General features: G+C 66.8%; 11 protein-coding genes. 5 read left to right on the top strand and 6 right to left on the bottom strand.

Annotated elements, in window-relative coordinates:
* Positions 1-18 precede the first annotated feature (18 nt).
* From rpoN to P7L68_RS25110, 6 genes are all read right to left on the bottom strand, one after another.
* Positions 19-1,593 (bottom strand): RNA polymerase factor sigma-54, encoded by a 1,575-nt coding sequence (rpoN, locus tag P7L68_RS25135; RefSeq protein ID WP_372002542.1) that lies wholly within the window; start codon positions 1,591-1,593, stop codon positions 19-21.
* A 10-nt stretch (positions 1,594-1,603) separates the two neighbouring features.
* A complete protein-coding gene (gene lptB / locus P7L68_RS25130) occupies positions 1,604-2,383 on the bottom strand; it encodes an LPS export ABC transporter ATP-binding protein (protein ID WP_051045425.1) in 780 nt (259 codons plus the stop codon).
* Between the two features lie 88 nt (positions 2,384-2,471).
* A complete protein-coding gene (locus P7L68_RS25125) occupies positions 2,472-3,113 on the bottom strand; it encodes an LptA/OstA family protein (RefSeq protein ID WP_372002541.1) in 642 nt (213 codons plus the stop codon).
* A gap of 14 nt (positions 3,114-3,127) precedes the next feature.
* Positions 3,128-3,775: an LPS export ABC transporter periplasmic protein LptC gene (gene lptC, locus P7L68_RS25120; RefSeq protein WP_372002540.1), complete on the bottom strand. Its 648-nt coding sequence runs from the start codon at positions 3,773-3,775 to the stop codon at positions 3,128-3,130.
* Positions 3,776-3,831: 56 nt separating this feature from the next.
* Positions 3,832-4,824, bottom strand: coding sequence for an SIS domain-containing protein (locus tag P7L68_RS25115; RefSeq protein WP_372002539.1), 993 nt, complete (start codon positions 4,822-4,824; stop codon positions 3,832-3,834).
* 156 nt (positions 4,825-4,980) lie between these two features.
* A complete protein-coding gene (locus P7L68_RS25110; RefSeq protein WP_372002538.1) occupies positions 4,981-5,592 on the bottom strand; it encodes a ribonuclease D in 612 nt (203 codons plus the stop codon).
* 255 nt (positions 5,593-5,847) lie between these two features.
* On the opposite strand from P7L68_RS25110, the gene P7L68_RS25105 reads away from it, so the two are divergent.
* From P7L68_RS25105 to rarD, 5 genes are all read left to right on the top strand, one after another.
* Positions 5,848-6,810 (top strand): complex I NDUFA9 subunit family protein, encoded by a 963-nt coding sequence (locus P7L68_RS25105; RefSeq protein ID WP_372002537.1) that lies wholly within the window; start codon positions 5,848-5,850, stop codon positions 6,808-6,810.
* A 676-nt stretch (positions 6,811-7,486) separates the two neighbouring features.
* On the top strand, positions 7,487-8,932 hold the full coding sequence (locus tag P7L68_RS25100) for an NAD(P)-dependent oxidoreductase (protein ID WP_372002536.1): 1,446 nt from the start codon (positions 7,487-7,489) through the stop codon (positions 8,930-8,932).
* Between the two features lie 23 nt (positions 8,933-8,955).
* A complete protein-coding gene (gltB, locus tag P7L68_RS25095; protein WP_372002535.1) occupies positions 8,956-13,506 on the top strand; it encodes a glutamate synthase large subunit in 4,551 nt (1,516 codons plus the stop codon).
* Between the two features lie 266 nt (positions 13,507-13,772).
* On the top strand, positions 13,773-15,053 hold the full coding sequence (locus P7L68_RS25090) for a Glu/Leu/Phe/Val dehydrogenase (RefSeq protein WP_372002534.1): 1,281 nt from the start codon (positions 13,773-13,775) through the stop codon (positions 15,051-15,053).
* 149 nt (positions 15,054-15,202) lie between these two features.
* Positions 15,203-16,135: an EamA family transporter RarD gene (rarD, locus tag P7L68_RS25085; RefSeq protein WP_372002533.1), complete on the top strand. Its 933-nt coding sequence runs from the start codon at positions 15,203-15,205 to the stop codon at positions 16,133-16,135.
* Positions 16,136-16,143 lie beyond the last annotated feature (8 nt).

The raw sequence follows: 16,143 nt of genomic DNA, 5'->3' as shown, positions 1-16,143 counted from the left end.
TGGAGCCGGACCCCGATGTCAGCGCCTGGCCATTTTGGCCCGGCGGCGCTGGACCGAGGATCCGATCCCCATCCCCTCCCGATACTTTGCGACAGTTCGGCGCGCGATGTCGATGCCATCCGCAGCCAGCAGCTCGACCAGCTTGTCGTCGGACAGGATCGCATCGGCGCTTTCGCCGTCGATCAGTTCCTTGATCCGGTGCCTGACCGCCTCGGCCGAGACGGATCCGGATCCGTCGGCTGTGGCGATGGCGGCGGTGAAGAAGAACTTGAGTTCGAACAGGCCGCGGGGGGTGGCCATGTACTTGTTGGCCGTGACCCGGCTGACCGTGCTCTCATGCATGCCGATGGCATCGGCGATGTCGCGCAAGGTCAGGGGCCGCAGATGGCGGATACCGTGGGCGAAGAAGCCGTCCTGCTGGCGGACCAGCTCGCTGCCCACCTTCAGGATCGTGCGGGCACGCTGGTCCAGTGCCTTCACCAGCCAGCTTGCCGTCTGCATCCGCTCAGAGATGTATTCGCGCTCGGCCTTGGACTTCGCCTGGGCGGTGATGGTCGTGGCATAGGCGTGATCGACCAGAACCCGGGGCAGCGTCTCAGGATTGAGTTCGATCTGCCAGCCGCCATCGGGGCGGGGGCGAAGCAGGATGTCGGGCACCACGGTCTGTAGCGGATCCGTGCCGAAGCGCAGGCCGGGGCGCGGATCCAGGGCCCGCAGCTCGCGGATCATGTCGTCGAGATCTTCGTCGTCGACCCCGGTCACCCGTTTCAACCGTGCCCGGTCGCCCTGGGCCAGCAGGTCCAGATTGGCGAGCAGCGCCTGCATCGCCGGGTCCAGGCGATCACGCTCGGCCAGCTGCAAGCCAAGGCATTCGGCCAGATCCCGGGCGAAGACGCCGGTCGGGTCCAGCCCCTTCAGCCTGGTCAGCACTGCCTCCACCCGCGGGACGTCGATCCCGATCAGCTGGGCAGCATCGGCCGTGCTCATGGTCAGATAGCCGTTCTCGTCCAGCAGGCCGGCAAGCACGATTGCGATCGCCCGCTCAATCCCCTCCGGGATCTCGATGGCGATCTGTTCCTCAAGATGGCGGGCAAGAGTGGTGGCCTCGCTGGTGCGGGCTTCGAAACCTTCGTCGTCGCCGTCGAAATTCATGTCGCCGCCGCGGCCGACCGGCCCTCCGGCATCGAAGCCGAGACCCGGATCCAGATCCATCTCCCGCTGGGCAGGGGTCTCCTGGGAAGGTGCGGGACCGTCGCTCTCGAACATGCCGGCGATGTCGGCATCAAGGGGAGCGTGCTCGGAATCGGGCATGACGCCGCTGCCGACCAGTTCGGTCAGTTCTGTACGCGCCCCGGGCTCGAAAGCGGGCTCCTGGCCTCTCGGATCGTCACCGGCATCGCCGGTCGTCAGCGCCGTCAGCGGTTCGTCGCGCTCCTCTGCCCGGACCAGCAGCGGGTTCTGCAGCAGCTCTTCGTCCACGAAGGCGCCAAGTTCGATGTTGTTCAGCTGCAGCAGCTTGATGGCCTGCTGCAGCTGGGGCGTCATGACCAGCGCCTGCGAGAGCTTGATGTCCAGTCTCTGGCTGAGCGCCATGCGCGGGCTCCTAGAGGCTGAACCGGTCGCCGAGATAGACGCGGCGCACGTCGTCATTGGCGACGATGTCTTCGGGGGCACCTTCCATCAGCACGGTGCCGTCGTGCAGGATGTAGGCGCGATCGATGATGTCGAGGGTCTCGCGGACATTGTGATCGGTGATCAGCACGCCGATGCCGCGATGCTTCAGATGCGAGACCAGGTCGCGGATATCGGCAACCGCGATCGGGTCGATGCCGGCCAGCGGTTCGTCGAGCAGCACGAAGGCGGGACTGGTGGCAAGGGCGCGGGCGATCTCCACCCGTCGCCGTTCACCGCCAGAGAGCGCTATCGCTGGCGTGCGGCGCAGATGGCTGATCGAGAACTCGGCAAGCAGTTCGTCCAGCATGGTCTCGCGCTTGTCGCGCACCGGCTCCGCCACTTCCAGGGTCGCCCGGATATTGTCTTCCACCGTCAGCCCGCGAAAGATCGAAGCCTCCTGCGGCAGATAGCCGATGCCCAGGCGGGCGCGCCGGTACATGGGCAGGGTGGTCACGTCGTCGCCGTCGAGCAGGATCCGGCCGTAATCGGCCGAGATCAGCCCGGTGATGATGTAGAAGCAGGTGGTCTTGCCGGCGCCGTTGGGGCCAAGCAGCCCCACTGCTTCTCCACGGGCGACGTTGAGCGACACGTCGCGCAGCACCGGGCGCTTGCGGTAGTGCTTGCCCAGCGACTGGGCGACCAGCCCCGCCGGCACATCGCCGCCCGCATCCGCGCGCTCGGGCGCGTCGGCGGCAAGCCTGCCGGGTATGTCCTGATGGCCAGAGGTCAAGGGCTCGGTGTTCCTCGTCGATGATGCGGCCCTGTCGGCGGGCCGCCGCGTCACATCTTGTCGGTCATCACTTCTTTTCAGGCACGAACAGGCCGCGCACCGGGCCCTTGCGACCGCTTTCCAGCGTGCTGCGGCCCTTGTTCAGGTCGAGCACCAGCCGCTCGCCTTCAAGCTGGCTGCGGCCCTGGGTGAGCTTTACCGCGCCGGTCAGCGTGATCATGCCCTTGTTGACATCATAGACGCCGACATCGCCGCGGGCGCTCTCATTCGGGGTGATGATCTGCACATGGCCGTCGGCTTCGATCTTCGAGATCTCGCCGGCGGCATCGGCAAGACCGCCGCCCTGCTGCCCTTCACCCTCCTGCCCCTCACTCTGGCCCGCCTGCGGCGGGGCCTGCTTCGCCCCCTTCGCGCCGGGCTGGGCGACATGGACCTTCAGCGTGTCGGCATAGAGGGTCATCGTCCCCTGGACGGCCTTCACCTCGCCGCGAAAGGTTGCCACCCGTTCGACATCCGCCCATTCAAGCGAATCCTGGGCGGTGATCTCGATCGGCTGCGACGTGTCGATGCTGGAGGTACGGATGGCGCTCTGCGCCGCAGCCGGAACGGGGGCGAGCACCGGGATCACGGCGGCCGCCGATCCAAAGGCCGTCACCAGCAGGGCGAGGGCCGCACCGTGACGGCGGCCCGTGGAAAGGCTGAAGGGCATGCGCGCTCCTGACGTCATCTCTCAACACCCGGATAGCCGGTCACACGGACGGGCCCATCGAAGGTGATGGTGTCACTTTCCCGCCGGGCGGTGAAGCCGGCGGCGTCGATGCTTCCCACCGGACCATGCGCCACCACCGGGCTGTCGCTTCGGATGGTTCCGCTGCCAAGCTCGGCGTCCACCCGCTCGGTCGACATGGCGTAGCCGGTTTCGGCAATCACCTCGACATCGCCCTCAAGCTTCAGCCGTTCGGCTTCACGATCGAAGGCGCCCGTCTTTGCCCGGATGGCGAGCCAGGTTCCGTCCGACGCGGTCATGTCGGCCCGGATGGTCTTGAGCGTGATCTGCGAACTGTCGACCGCCGGCTGGGTCGCCTCGTCGGCTTCTACCCGGAACGGCCGGCCCTCCGCATCCACACCGGTGAATCTGGGTTCCAGCATCCGGAGCGCATCCACATCGTCCCGGACGATCTTCGAGTATCCTATACGTGCATCGCCGCCGATGCCCGACAATTGCGACCACACGAGCACCAGCACGATCAGCCCGGCGCCGATCGCAGGCAGCAGGATCCGCGCCAGCCGGACGAAACGGCTGTAACGGCTGCGTCGGCGCGGTGCCTGCGGGCCCGTCGGCAGGGGGGGCATCTTCGGCGTCTCGGCCATGATCTGCTCGTCGTGCTCCGGGCGGGACAGGCTGGGATAAGGAGGAGACGGCGCGTTCAGGCCACGCCGGCCCTCAGGCAATCGTGGACGTGCAGGATACCTACGGGCCGACCGTCGTCATCCACCGCAAACAGGGCGGTGATCTTGTAGGCGTTCATGATGGCCAGTGCCTCGGCCGCCAGTGCCCGGGCGCGGATGGTCTTGGGCGTGGCCGTCATGACGTCCGACACTTTGCGGGCGGCAAGATCCGGCCCCATATGGCGGCGCAGATCGCCATCCGTCACGATACCGGCAAGCCGGCCGGCATCGTCGGTCACGCCGACGCAGCCGAAGCTTCTGGCGCTGATCTCGATCAGGGCCTCGGCCATGGGGCGGTCGGGAGTGATCAGGGGCAGGTCTTCGGGGCCGTGCATGATGTCGGCCACTTTCACCAGCCGCGCCCCGAGTTTGCCACCGGGGTGGAATATCCGGAAATCCTCGGCGGTGAAGCCGCGCCGGTCGAGCAGCGCCATTGCGATCGCATCCCCCAGCGCCAGCGTCATGGTGGTGGAGGTGGTGGGGGCAAGCTGCAGTGGGCAGGCTTCGGGCGCCGGCGGCAGGATCAGTGCCACGTCCGCTGCTTCAGCCAGCGGGCTGGCCCTGCGGGCGGTAATGCCGACCAGCGGGATGCTGAAGCGGCGGCTGTGGGCCAGAATATCCGACAGCTCGGGCGTCGCTCCGGAATTGGAGAGGGCCAGAACCGCATCCTGGCGGGTGATCATGCCGAGGTCGCCATGGCTCGCTTCGGCGGGGTGGACAAATTGTGCCGGCGTGCCGGTGGAGGCGAGTGTCGCTGCGATCTTGGCACCGACATGGCCGCTCTTGCCCATGCCGGTGACGATCACCCGGCCCTTTGTGGCGTAGAGCAGGTTCACCGCGTGCGCGAAATCGGGCCCCAGCCCGGCGCGCAGGGCTTCGAGCCCGGCGATTTCCAGGGCAAGCGCCTGTTCGGCCGCGGCAAGGGCGCGGCCGTCATCGGCGGCAGTGTGGGGGAGCGTCTCGGCGGTCATCGGCACGGTGTCCCGTGGTCATGTGCGAAGGCATGTGCAGGAAAGATGGCACATGCCGTTCTATATGGTCGGCCCCCCTGCCCCGTGAAAGGGTGTCTGCGGCAGTATGTTCCGCGGGGCGGAATATGGGGGCCTGCCTGTGGGGAGCCTTGGAGGTTAGTGGGCAAAGATGTCCGGCTCTTCCCAACCCAGCAGATCAAGCCGGGCACGGGCGGGAAGGAAATCAAAGCAGGCACGGGCCAGATCGGTGCGGCCCTCGCGCGCGAGCATATCATCAAGCACGACCTTCACGGCGTGCAGATGCAGCACGTCGCCGGCGGCATAGGTCTGCTGTTCCGGCGTCAGCTGGTCTGCCCCCCAGTCAGATGACTGCTGCTGCTTCGAGATTTCGACGCCGATCGTCTCGCGCAGCAGATCGCGCAGGCCGTGGCGGTCGGTATAGGTCCGGATCAGCTTCGATGCGATCTTGGTGCAATAGACCGGCCGGCAGTCGATCCCAAGCCGCTCGTGGAGCACGGCGAGATCGAACCGGGCGAAGTGGAAGATCTTAAGGACGTCCGGATCTTCCAGCAGGGCCGCCAGCCGCGGCGCCGTGGTCTGGCCACGGGCGATCCGCACCAGATGGGCATCGCCGTCGCCGGTGGAAATCTGCACCAGGCACAGCCGGTCGCGATGCGGCTTCAGTCCCATGGTTTCGGTATCGATGGCGATCGATGTCGGCCGGCCGAAATCCTCGGGCAGGTCGCCTTCGTGCAGGTGAATGGTCATCCGGCCGCGCCTCCGCTGTCGTCACGGCAGACCCGCTGCCTGCCGAGGCAAGGTTTTAGCGCAAGCTGATCCTTGCCGCCAAGTGCGGATGGCTTCTGCCGGCCGTCATCTGCCGGTCATCAAGCTGCGGCCGGATCATGACTTTCCGTCGCATGGGGCGGCTCCGGCGTTGCGTCGTGGCACCCGCCGGATTATGTGTAGCCCAGGTTTGCGCGACCGGCGGTGCCGGACCAGGAGAGGGAGACTTTGATCGCCATGAAGGATCGGCTCGTCACGGTATTCGGCGGCTCGGGCTTCCTCGGCCGCTATGTCGTCGCGCGGCTCGCCCGCACCGGCGTGCGGATCAGGGTGGCGGTGCGCGATGCGGACCGGGCCCTGTTCCTGAAGCCTGCGGGTGATGTCGGCCAGATCGCGATCATGTCCTGCGATGTGACGGACGCGGCTCAGGTGCGGGCGGCGCTCGTCGACGCCTCGGCGGCGGTCAATCTGACCGGTATCCTGGCCGAGGGCTGGGGCGCCACCTTCGACGGAGTCCATGTCCAGGGTGCCGGCAATATCGCCAGGGCTGCGGCGGATGCCGGGCTCGACGCGCTGGTCCATGTTTCGGCGATCGGTGCCGATCCCGCCAGCAGTTCGGCCTATGGCCGGACCAAGGCTGCCGGTGAGGCGGCGGTGCGCGAGGCCTTCCCGGCGGCCGTGATCCTGCGCCCCAGCATCCTGTTCGGCCCCGAGGACGATTTCTTCAACCGTTTCGCCGGGATGACCCGCATCTCGCCGGCCCTGCCGCTGATCGGCGGTGGCCAGACCCGCTTTCAGCCGGTCTGGGTGGTCGATGTCGCCGAGGCTGTGGTCCGGTCGCTCGAAGAGCCGGAATTTGCCGGCCGGACGTTCGAACTGGGTGGCCCGAAGGTGTACAGCTTCGCCCAAATCCTGGAATACATCCTCGTGACCGTGCGCAAGCATCGCGGCCTGGTGCCCATGCCATGGGCGCTCGCCGGCGTCGTGGCCCGGTTCGGCGACCTCCTGCCCGGTGGCATGGCGCCGCTGACCACCGATCAGCTGCGGATGCTGAAGCGCGACAATGTGGTGGCCGAAGGGGCCGAAGGGCTCGCAGCTTTCGGGATCCGTCCGACCCCGGTCGAGGCGGTGGTGCCGGATTATCTGGCCCGCTATCGCGCCTGGATCCATCGGCCGCGGGATGGTCGGACCGGAAACTGACCGACTTTAATGTCGGGACGCCTGACGTGCGGCCGGCCCCGGTGGGGCCGGCCGCTTTCTTTCGTGCATCTTCGATGACCGCCCGCCCTGGGGTGGTTGAGGCTCTGCTCGGCCCCATACTTCTTATGAAACAATGGGCTGGATGGATATAGGTCAGAATATGAGACCATTATCGCGTCAGTCGTCGGGCGCAGCCCTGCGAATCGCTCGCAATTTCTCTCTGTCTGACGAAAAATGGTCTTAGATCGGACCTTTCATCATCTTTTTACTCGCCAGACGGCCTGCAAAGGCGTATATGACCTTCGAAGGCCTCCGTGCGCGCAAGGGGCGGGGTCAGGCTGCGTCGATCCGCCGGTGAAATGACCGGGATCTGACGGGGCAGGCCCTCTGCAAACCTCCCCGGCGTTCGCGTCGTCTTCCGCCCGCCCGAGGCGGACCCTGACGCGACCGCAGATGACATGCCCGCAGCCAGGAACAGCCCCGGCCCGCCGATCAGGCGGGTTGCCGAAGCAGAACCCTGCCGGCACGGACGTCACCCTGACAAAGACGTTGCCCGCGACCCTGCCGGTCCCGGGTGGCAATGAACCGATCCGCGGCGCGGCCCTTGCCGAAGCTCGCGGACACCCAACCCCTGCCGGGCAGGACATGCCCGGCCCACGGTCGAAGGACGAGGACCATGGCGCGCAAGCTGATGCAGTTCACCCGTATCGAGCAGAAGATGCCCGAGAAGCGAACCGCTCAAACCCGCGCCAAAGATTTCGGCGAGATCTATGCCGGGTTTGCGCCGGAACAGGCGGCCACCCAGGCCTCGCGGTGCTCCCAGTGCGGCATCCCGTTCTGCCAGGTGCATTGCCCGCTGCAGAACAACATACCCGACTGGCTGAAGCTGACCGCGGAAGGCCGGCTGGAAGAGGCCTATGCAATCTCGTCGGCGACCAATACCTTCCCCGAGATCTGTGGCCGCATCTGCCCGCAGGATCGCCTGTGCGAAGGTAATTGCGTCATCGAGAAGGGTTTCAACTCGGTGACTATCGGATCGGTGGAGAAGTACATCACCGAGACCGCCTTCGAGAACGGCTGGGTCAAGGCGCCCAGGCCCGAGCGTGAGCTGGGCCTGTCGATCGGCATCGTCGGCGCCGGGCCGGCCGGTCTTGCTGCCGCAGAGATGCTGCGCCGCCGTGGCTACGAGATTCATGTGTATGACCGCTACGACCGCGTCGGCGGCCTGCTGATCTATGGCATCCCCAACTTCAAGCTCGACAAGCAGGTCGTGCTGCGCCGCTGGAAGCTGCTTGAAGAAGGCGGGATCAGATTCCATCTGGGCGTCGACATCGGGCGCGATGTTACGATCGAGGAGCTGCGTCAGCGCCACGAGGCAGTGCTGATCGCGACCGGCGTCTATCAGTCGCGTGAGATCAAGGTGCCGGGTGTCGGCCTTCAGGGCGTCGAGAAGGCGCTCGACTTCCTGACCGCGTCCGATCGGCTCAATCTGGGCGACGAGCTGTCGGCGGAGATGCAGGCGCGGTTCTCGGCCAAGGGCAAGAACGTTGTCGTGGTCGGCGGCGGCGATACGGCCATGGACTGCGTGCGTACCTCGATCCGGCAGGGTGCCGCCTCGGTGACCTGCCTCTATCGGCGTAACCGGCAGAACATGCCCGGCTCGCAGCGCGAAGTCGCGAATGCCACGGAAGAGGGCGTCACCTTCGAATGGCTGTCCAACCCCGAAGCCTTCCTCGGCAACGAGAAGGTCGAGGCGGTGCGGGCCGTGCGTATGCGTCTGGGGGCACCCGACCCGTCGGGCCGTCAGTCACCTGTGGTGGTCGACGGCAGCCAGTTCATTCTCAAGGCCGATCTGGTGATCAAGGCCCTGGGCTTCGACCCTGAGGATCTGCCGGTGCTGTTCGACTGCCCCGAGCTGGTGACCACCCGCTGGGGCACGCTCAAGACCGATATCCGTACCTTCATGACCAGCGTCGACGGCGTCTTCGCCGCCGGTGACATCGTTCGCGGTGCCTCGCTGGTCGTCTGGGCGATCCGTGACGGCCGCGATGCCGCCGAGCAGATCGACCGCTATGTCCGCAACCGCATCACCGCTGCCGAGCAGTCGGCGGCTGCCAGCTGAACGCCTGGACGGGAGACAAAGCCATGTCCGAGATCATCCGCGAGACGGCCGAGACCTTCGTTGCCGCCTGGGCTGCCAACAAGGCCAAGCTGGAAGCCGCCCACGCCTATAACCCGGCCGACGAGCACGATGCCTGCGGCGTCGGCCTCGTTGCCTCGATCGACGGCACGCCCCAGCGGCGGGTCGTCGAGGCCGGCATCACCGCGCTCTCCAACCTGATGCATCGCGGTGCGGTCGATGCCGACGGCAAGACCGGCGACGGCGCCGGCATCCACCTGCAGATCCCGAAGGATTTCTTTCAGGAGCATATCGAGCGCACCGGCCATCGCATGGCCGAGGGCAGCGTGCTGGCCGTGGGCCAGGTCTTCCTGCCGCGCAATGATTTCGGCGCCCAGGAGCTGTGCCGCACGATCGTCGAGAGCGAGATCCTGGAACTCGGTTACACGATCTACGGCTGGCGCCAGGTGCCGGTGAACACCCGGGCGATCGGCGAGAAGGCCGCGGCGACGCGGCCCGAGATCGAGCAGATCATGATCGCCAACGACAAGGGCAACGGGACCGTCGCCTTCGAGCGCGACCTGTATCTCATCCGTCGCCGGATCGAGAAGAAGGTCCGCGAGGCGAGCGTTGCCGACTTCTACATGTGCTCGCTGTCCAGCCGCTCGATCATCTATAAGGGCATGTTCCTGGGCGAGCAGCTGACGGTGTTCTATCCGGATCTGCTCGACGAGCGGTTCGTGTCGAACTTCGTCATCTACCATCAGCGCTATTCGACCAACACCTTCCCGACCTGGTCGCTGGCCCAGCCCTTCCGGATGCTCGCCCATAACGGCGAGATCAACACCGTGCGCGGCAACAGCAACTGGATGAAGAGCCACGAGACCCTGATGGTCTCCGAGGTCTTCGGCCCGGCCGGCGAGGACATCAAGCCGCTGATCCCGCAGGGGAGTTCCGACTCGGGCGCGCTTGACGCCGTGTTCGAGGCGCTCTGCCATGCCGGCCGTTCGGCGCCGCTGGTGAAGCTGATGCTGGTGCCGCCGGCGTGGTCGAAGGTGCCGGATGTGCCGGAGGCGCATCGCTCGCTCTATGCCTATCTGAACACGGTCATGGAGCCCTGGGACGGCCCGGCGGCGCTGGCGGTCTATGACGGCCGCTGGATTGCGGCGGGCATGGACCGCAACGGTCTGCGCCCGATGCGCTATGCCATCACCGCCGACGGCCTGTTGGTGGTCGGCTCGGAAGCTGGGATGGTGCCGCTGACCGATCAGGACGTGATCGAGAAGGGCCGGGTCGGCCCGGGCGAGATCCTGGGGGTCGACCTTCAGGAGGGCAAGCTCTACCACGACCGCGCGCTCAAGGATCTGCTCGCGGCAGAGCATGACTATGCCTCCTGGGCGGGCAAGACCACCCGGCTCGGCTCGCTGATCGATCAGGTCCCCGCACCCCAGCCGCGCTTCAATGCCGACGAGCTTCGCCGGCGCCAGCTGGCGGTCGGCCTGACCATCGAGGATCTGGAGCTCATCCTTCATCCCATGGTGGAAGAGGGCAAGGAAGCCGTGGGCTCGATGGGCGATGATGCGCCGATCGCCGTGCTCTCCAGCCACTATCGCGGCCTGCACAACTTCTTCCGGCAGGAATTCAGCCAGGTGACCAACCCGCCGATCGACCCGCTCCGCGAGGAGATGGTCATGACGCTGGACACGCGCCTCGGCAATCTGGGCAACGTCTTTGCCCATGACGAAAGCCAGATGAAGATCCTGCTGCTCGACAGCCCGGTCGTGACCAACCGCGCCTATGCGGCCATGCGCCGCTACATGAAGGATCGTGCGGTCGAGATCGACTGCACCATGCCGGCGGGTGCGGGCGAGGGCGTGCTGAAGAAGGCGCTGGAGCGGATCCGTCGGGAGGCGGAGGATGCGGTGCGCGGCGGTGCCGAGCACATCATCCTGACCGACGAGCGGCTGGACGAGTCGAACGTCGCCGTGCCGATGATCCTGGCCGCAGGCGGTGTGCACACGCATCTGGTGAAGCAGAAGCTGCGGACCTTCTGCTCCGTCAACGTGCGGTCGGCCGAATGCCTTGATGTGCAGTATATGGCGGTGCTGGTCGGTGTCGGCGCGACCACGATCAATGCCTATCTGGCCGAGGAGACGATCTATGATCGTCATCGCCGCGGCCTGTTCGGCGATCTGACGGTCGACGAGGCGGTGTCGAACTTCAAGCACGCCGCCGATCTGGGCCTGCTCAAGGTGCTCTCGAAGATGGGCATCTCGGTGATCAGCAGCTATCGCGGCGCCTACAACTTCGAGGCGGTGGGCCTGTCGCGGTCGCTGGTGGCGGAGTTCTTCCCCGGCATGTCGTCGCGCGTCTCGGGCATCGGCCTGGCCGGTATCGAGCGCAAGACCATCCGCCAGCACGAGCGCGGCTTCCAGGGCGGCGCCTCGATCCTGCCGATCGGCGGTTTCTACCGCTACCGGGCGAAGGGTGAGGCGCATGGCCATGACGGCCGGCTGATCCACATGCTTCAGACGGCCGTCGCCAGCGACAGCTACACCCTCTACAAGAAGTATGCCGAGGGTGTGCGGGCGCTGCCCCCGATCCATCTGCGCGATCTGCTGGACTTCAAGACCAACCGCAAGCCGGTGCCGGTCGACGAGGTCGAGAGCATCACCTCGATCCGCAAGCGGTTCGAGACCCCGGCCATGTCGCTGGGCGCGCTGAGTGCGGAAGCGCACGAGACGCTGACCATCGCGATGAATCGGATCGGTGCGCATTCGAACTCGGGCGAGGGCGGCGAGAGCCGCGATCGCTTCCAGCCGCGTCCGAACGGCGACAACGCCAACTCCGGCACCAAGCAGGTCGCCTCGGGCCGCTTCGGCGTGACGACCGAGTACCTGAACAACTGCCGCGAGATCCAGATCAAGGTGGCGCAGGGCGCCAAGCCCGGCGAAGGCGGGCAGCTGCCCGGCTTCAAGGTGACGGTCGAGATCGCGAAGCTTCGGCATTCGACGCCGGGTGTGATGCTGATCTCGCCCCCGCCGCACCACGACATCTATTCGATCGAAGATCTGGCGCAGTTGATCTACGACCTGAAGCAGGTCAATCCCGATGCCGAGGTCTCGGTGAAGCTGGTCGCCCGCTCGGGCATCGGCACCATCGCGGCCGGCGTTGCCAAGGCCAATGCCGACGTGATCGTGATCTCGGGCCACAATGGTGGCACCGGCGCCAGCCCGCAGACCTCGATCAAATATGCCGGCGTGCCCTGGGAGATGGGTCTGTCCGAAGCCAACCAGGTGCTGACGCTCAACCGTCTGCGCCATCGGGTGCGGCTGCGCACCGACGGCGGCCTGAAGACCGGCCGCGACGTCGTCATCGCCGCCATGCTCGGTGCCGAGGAATTCGGCATCGGCACCACTTCGCTGGTGGCGATGGGCTGCATCATGGTCCGCCAGTGCCACAGCAACACCTGCCCGGTGGGCGTGTGCACCCAGGATCCGGCGCTGCGTGCCAAGTTCGACGGCACGCCCGAGAAGGTGGTGAACCTCTTCACCTTCATCTCGGAAGAGGTGCGCGAGATCCTGGCCCAGCTCGGCGCCCGGTCGCTGAACGAGATCATCGGCCGGTCGGACCTGCTGTCGCAGGTCAGCCGCGGCAGCGCGCATCTGGACGATCTGGACCTGAACCCGATCCTGGCCCAGGCCGATCCGGGCGATCTGCCCCGCTACTTCTCGCTGTCGGCCCGCAACCCGGTGCCCGACACCCTCGACGCGCAGATGATCGTCGACGCGGCGCCGGCCCTCAACGAGGGCGAGAAGATGCAGCTGACCTACAATGTGCGCAACACGCACCGGTCTGTGGGCACGCGCCTGTCGTCCAAGATCGTCCGCCGCTTCGGCATGGACGGGCTGCAGCCGGGGCACATCACCGTGCGCCTGCGTGGTTCGGCCGGCCAGTCGCTCGGCGCCTTTGCGGTGCAGGGCCTGAAGCTGGAGGTCATCGGCGACTCGAACGACTATGTCGGCAAAGGCCTGTCGGGTGGCAGCATCGTGGTGCGTCCGCCCTTCGTGACCACGCGCAAGAGCAACGAGAACGTCATCATCGGCAACACCGTGCTCTATGGTGCGACCTCGGGCGAGCTGTTCGCGGCCGGCCAGGCGGGTGAGCGCTTCTGCGTCCGCAACTCCGGCGCCCAGGCGGTGGTCGAAGGCTGCGGGGCCAATGGCTGCGAGTACATGACCGGCGGCACCGTCGTGATCCTGGGCAAGGTCGGCCACAATTTCGGTGCCGGCATGACCGGCGGCATGGCCTTCATCCTGGACAGCGACGGCTCGTTCGAGCGCCGGGTGAATCCGGAAACGCTGGTCTGGCAGCGCATCGCCACCCCGCATTGGGAAGCGATGCTGCGCGGCCTGATCGAGCGCCACGTGGACGAGACCAAATCTGCCTTCGCCCAGAACCTGCTCGACGATTGGGATCGTACGCTCGATCGCATCTGGCAGGTGGTGCCGAAGGAGATGGTCTCGCGCCTCGAACACCCCCTGAACCCGGAAGAGGTCGCGGCGGTCACCGCCTGAGGCGGACCCTCGCGGGGGCGGCCCCGGGGCCTTCGGACCCCGAACTGAGGACGGGCCGGACGACGAAGACGGGAAGCGGCGGGCATCCGGAAGGGGGCCCGCCGTTTTCGTTCAGGCACAGGCCTCGTCGCTATCCGGCCGCAGAGTTCCGGAACGACATTTCCTTTCAGTCCGGTCGCCGGGCGGTTAAACCGCGCAAGGATCGGTCCTGCGACGGGCGGGGCCGGTTCTCTCTCGTAACCCCCGCAAAAGACTGGTGACATGACATGTTGGATGATGAACGCGGTCCGCTGCTTCGGCAGGCACTCTCTCGTCTCGATACGGCGGCCGCGTATCTCGACCTCGATCCGGACGTGGCAGAGAAGCTGGGTGCCCCCCGCGAGACCCTGAAGGCGCGACTGCTGATCCGGATGGACGACGGCAGCCGGCGGGCCTTCACCGCCTGGCGCTGCCGCTATGACGACACCCGCGGCCCCACCAAGGGCGGCATCCGCTATCACCCCGCCTCGACCATGGACGAGGTGGAGGCGCTGGCCTTCTGGATGACCTTCAAATGCGCGGTGATGAACCTGCCCTATGGCGGCGGCAAGGGCGCGATCCGGGTGGATCCGCGTGGCCTGTCGCGGGCCGAGCTGGAGCGGCTGTCACGCGCTTATGTCCAGGCCTTTGCCGGCGTGATCGGGCCGGAGCGCGACATTCCGGCGCCCGATGTCTACACCGACGCCATGGTCATGGGCTGGATGGCCGATGAATACGGCTCGCTGACCGGTGCACCGGCGCCGGCGGTGGTCACCGGCAAGCCGGTGGCGCTGGGCGGATCGCTCGGCCGCGGTGACGCCACGGCCCGCGGCGGCTGGTATCTGCTGCGCCACCTGGCTGCCCGGCTGGGTGTCGAGGACCGGCCGGGTCGGGTGCGGCGTGCGATCGTCCAGGGCTATGGCAATGCCGGCCGGCACATGGCGCGGCTGCTGGCATCGGATGGCTGGAAGATCGTCGGCGTTTCCGACAGCCGGGGCGCGGTGGCGGCGCCCGACGGCATTGATCTCGATGCGCTGGATGCCGCCAAGGCCCGGGGTGGGGTCGGTCTTCTGGAGGGGCCGGGCGTGCGCCGGGTCGATCCGGACGAGATCCTGGCCCTTGATGCCGAACTGCTGGTGCCGGCCGCTCTGGAAGAGATGATCCATGCCGGTAATGTGCATCTGATCACCGCGCCCGTGGTCCTGGAGCTGGCCAATGGTCCGGTGACGCCCGAGGCCGACGAGGTGCTGACCGCCCGCGGCATCACCGTCCTGCCCGACATTCTGGCCAATGCCGGCGGTGTCACCGTCTCGTACTTCGAGTGGGTCCAGAACCGGCAGGGCTGGTACTGGGGTGAAGCCGAGGTGCATGAGCGGCTGAAAGCGGCCATTGAGCGGGAAGGCGATGCAATCGGCGACCGTGTCGCGGCTCTCGGCATCGACTGGCGGACGGCGGCTTATGTTCACGGTCTGGCACGGCTGGCCGATGCCATTGCCGCCCATGGTACCCAGACCGACTTCCGGGGCTGAAGCCGTTCCAGGCTGAAGCAGGCCTCTGGTTCAATCCGGCTCATGCAAGAGGTGTGGAGCTTTTGGTCCGCACCCCCTGGCGGGATGGCGGGTGGGGGGATAGGATCGCCCAGGCGTTCCTATCCCCCCGCTTCCGGACCCGCACCCAGATGCCCTCCACCCCGCGCAGTCCCTCGCCGGCGCTGCCTGCCGGCGCGCCCCCCGGGCTTGGCCGGCCGGCTGCAGCGGCCTTCGGTGCCTATGTCATCTGGGGCCTGTTCCCGCTCTATTTCTCGGCTCTGGCTGCGGTGCCGTCGCTGGAGGTTCTGGCCGACCGGATCCTGGGCTCGCTGGTCGTGCTGATCTTCATCGCTGCGGGCCACCGCCATCGGACCGAGATCCGCGCCCTGATCGCCCGTCCCCGGGTTCTGGGGCTGCTCTGCCTCAGTGCCTTCGCCATCGCTGCCAATTGGGGCGTCTACATCTACGCGGTCCAGACCGGCCGCGCGGTCGATGCCAGCCTCGGCTACTACGTCAATCCGCTGGTCTCGGTGGTGCTGGGGGTCGTGTTCCTCCGCGAACGGCCGCGGGCGATGCAGATCCTGGCCTTCTTCCTGGCCATCGGTGGCGTCGCCTGGATTGCCCGAGAAGGCGGCGGCCTGCCCTGGATCGCGATCGCGCTGGCCCTGAGCTTCGGCACCTACGGTCTGTTGCGCAAGCTCGCTGCGGTCGGTGCCGTCGCGGGGCTTGCGGTTGAAACCGCGGTTCTGGCGCCCATAGCGCTCGGCTGGACGATCTACGCTGCGGCCGATGGTGTTCTCGCCATCCCCTCGGCCGGGTCGCTGCAGGTGCTGTTGTTGCTGGCTGCCGGTGCCGTCACGGTGGTGCCGCTGCTGATGTTCGGTTTCGCGGCACCGCGCCTGCCCCTTGGCCTGTTGGGCTTTCTGCAATACGTCAATCCCACCTGTCAGCTCGCCGTCGCCGTGTTTCTGCTGGGCGAAACCGTGTCGGAGGCGCAAGGTGTGGCCTTCGTTCTCATCTGGATCGCGCTCGCGCTCTATACCGGTGATGCGGTAGTGGCCCGACGCCGTTCTCTGCGCTAAAGTCCTCG

The sequence above is a fragment of the Tistrella mobilis genome (assembly GCF_041468085.1).
Taxonomy (GTDB): domain Bacteria; phylum Pseudomonadota; class Alphaproteobacteria; order Tistrellales; family Tistrellaceae; genus Tistrella; species Tistrella mobilis_A.
This window is presented reverse-complemented; position numbering and strand designations above follow the sequence as displayed.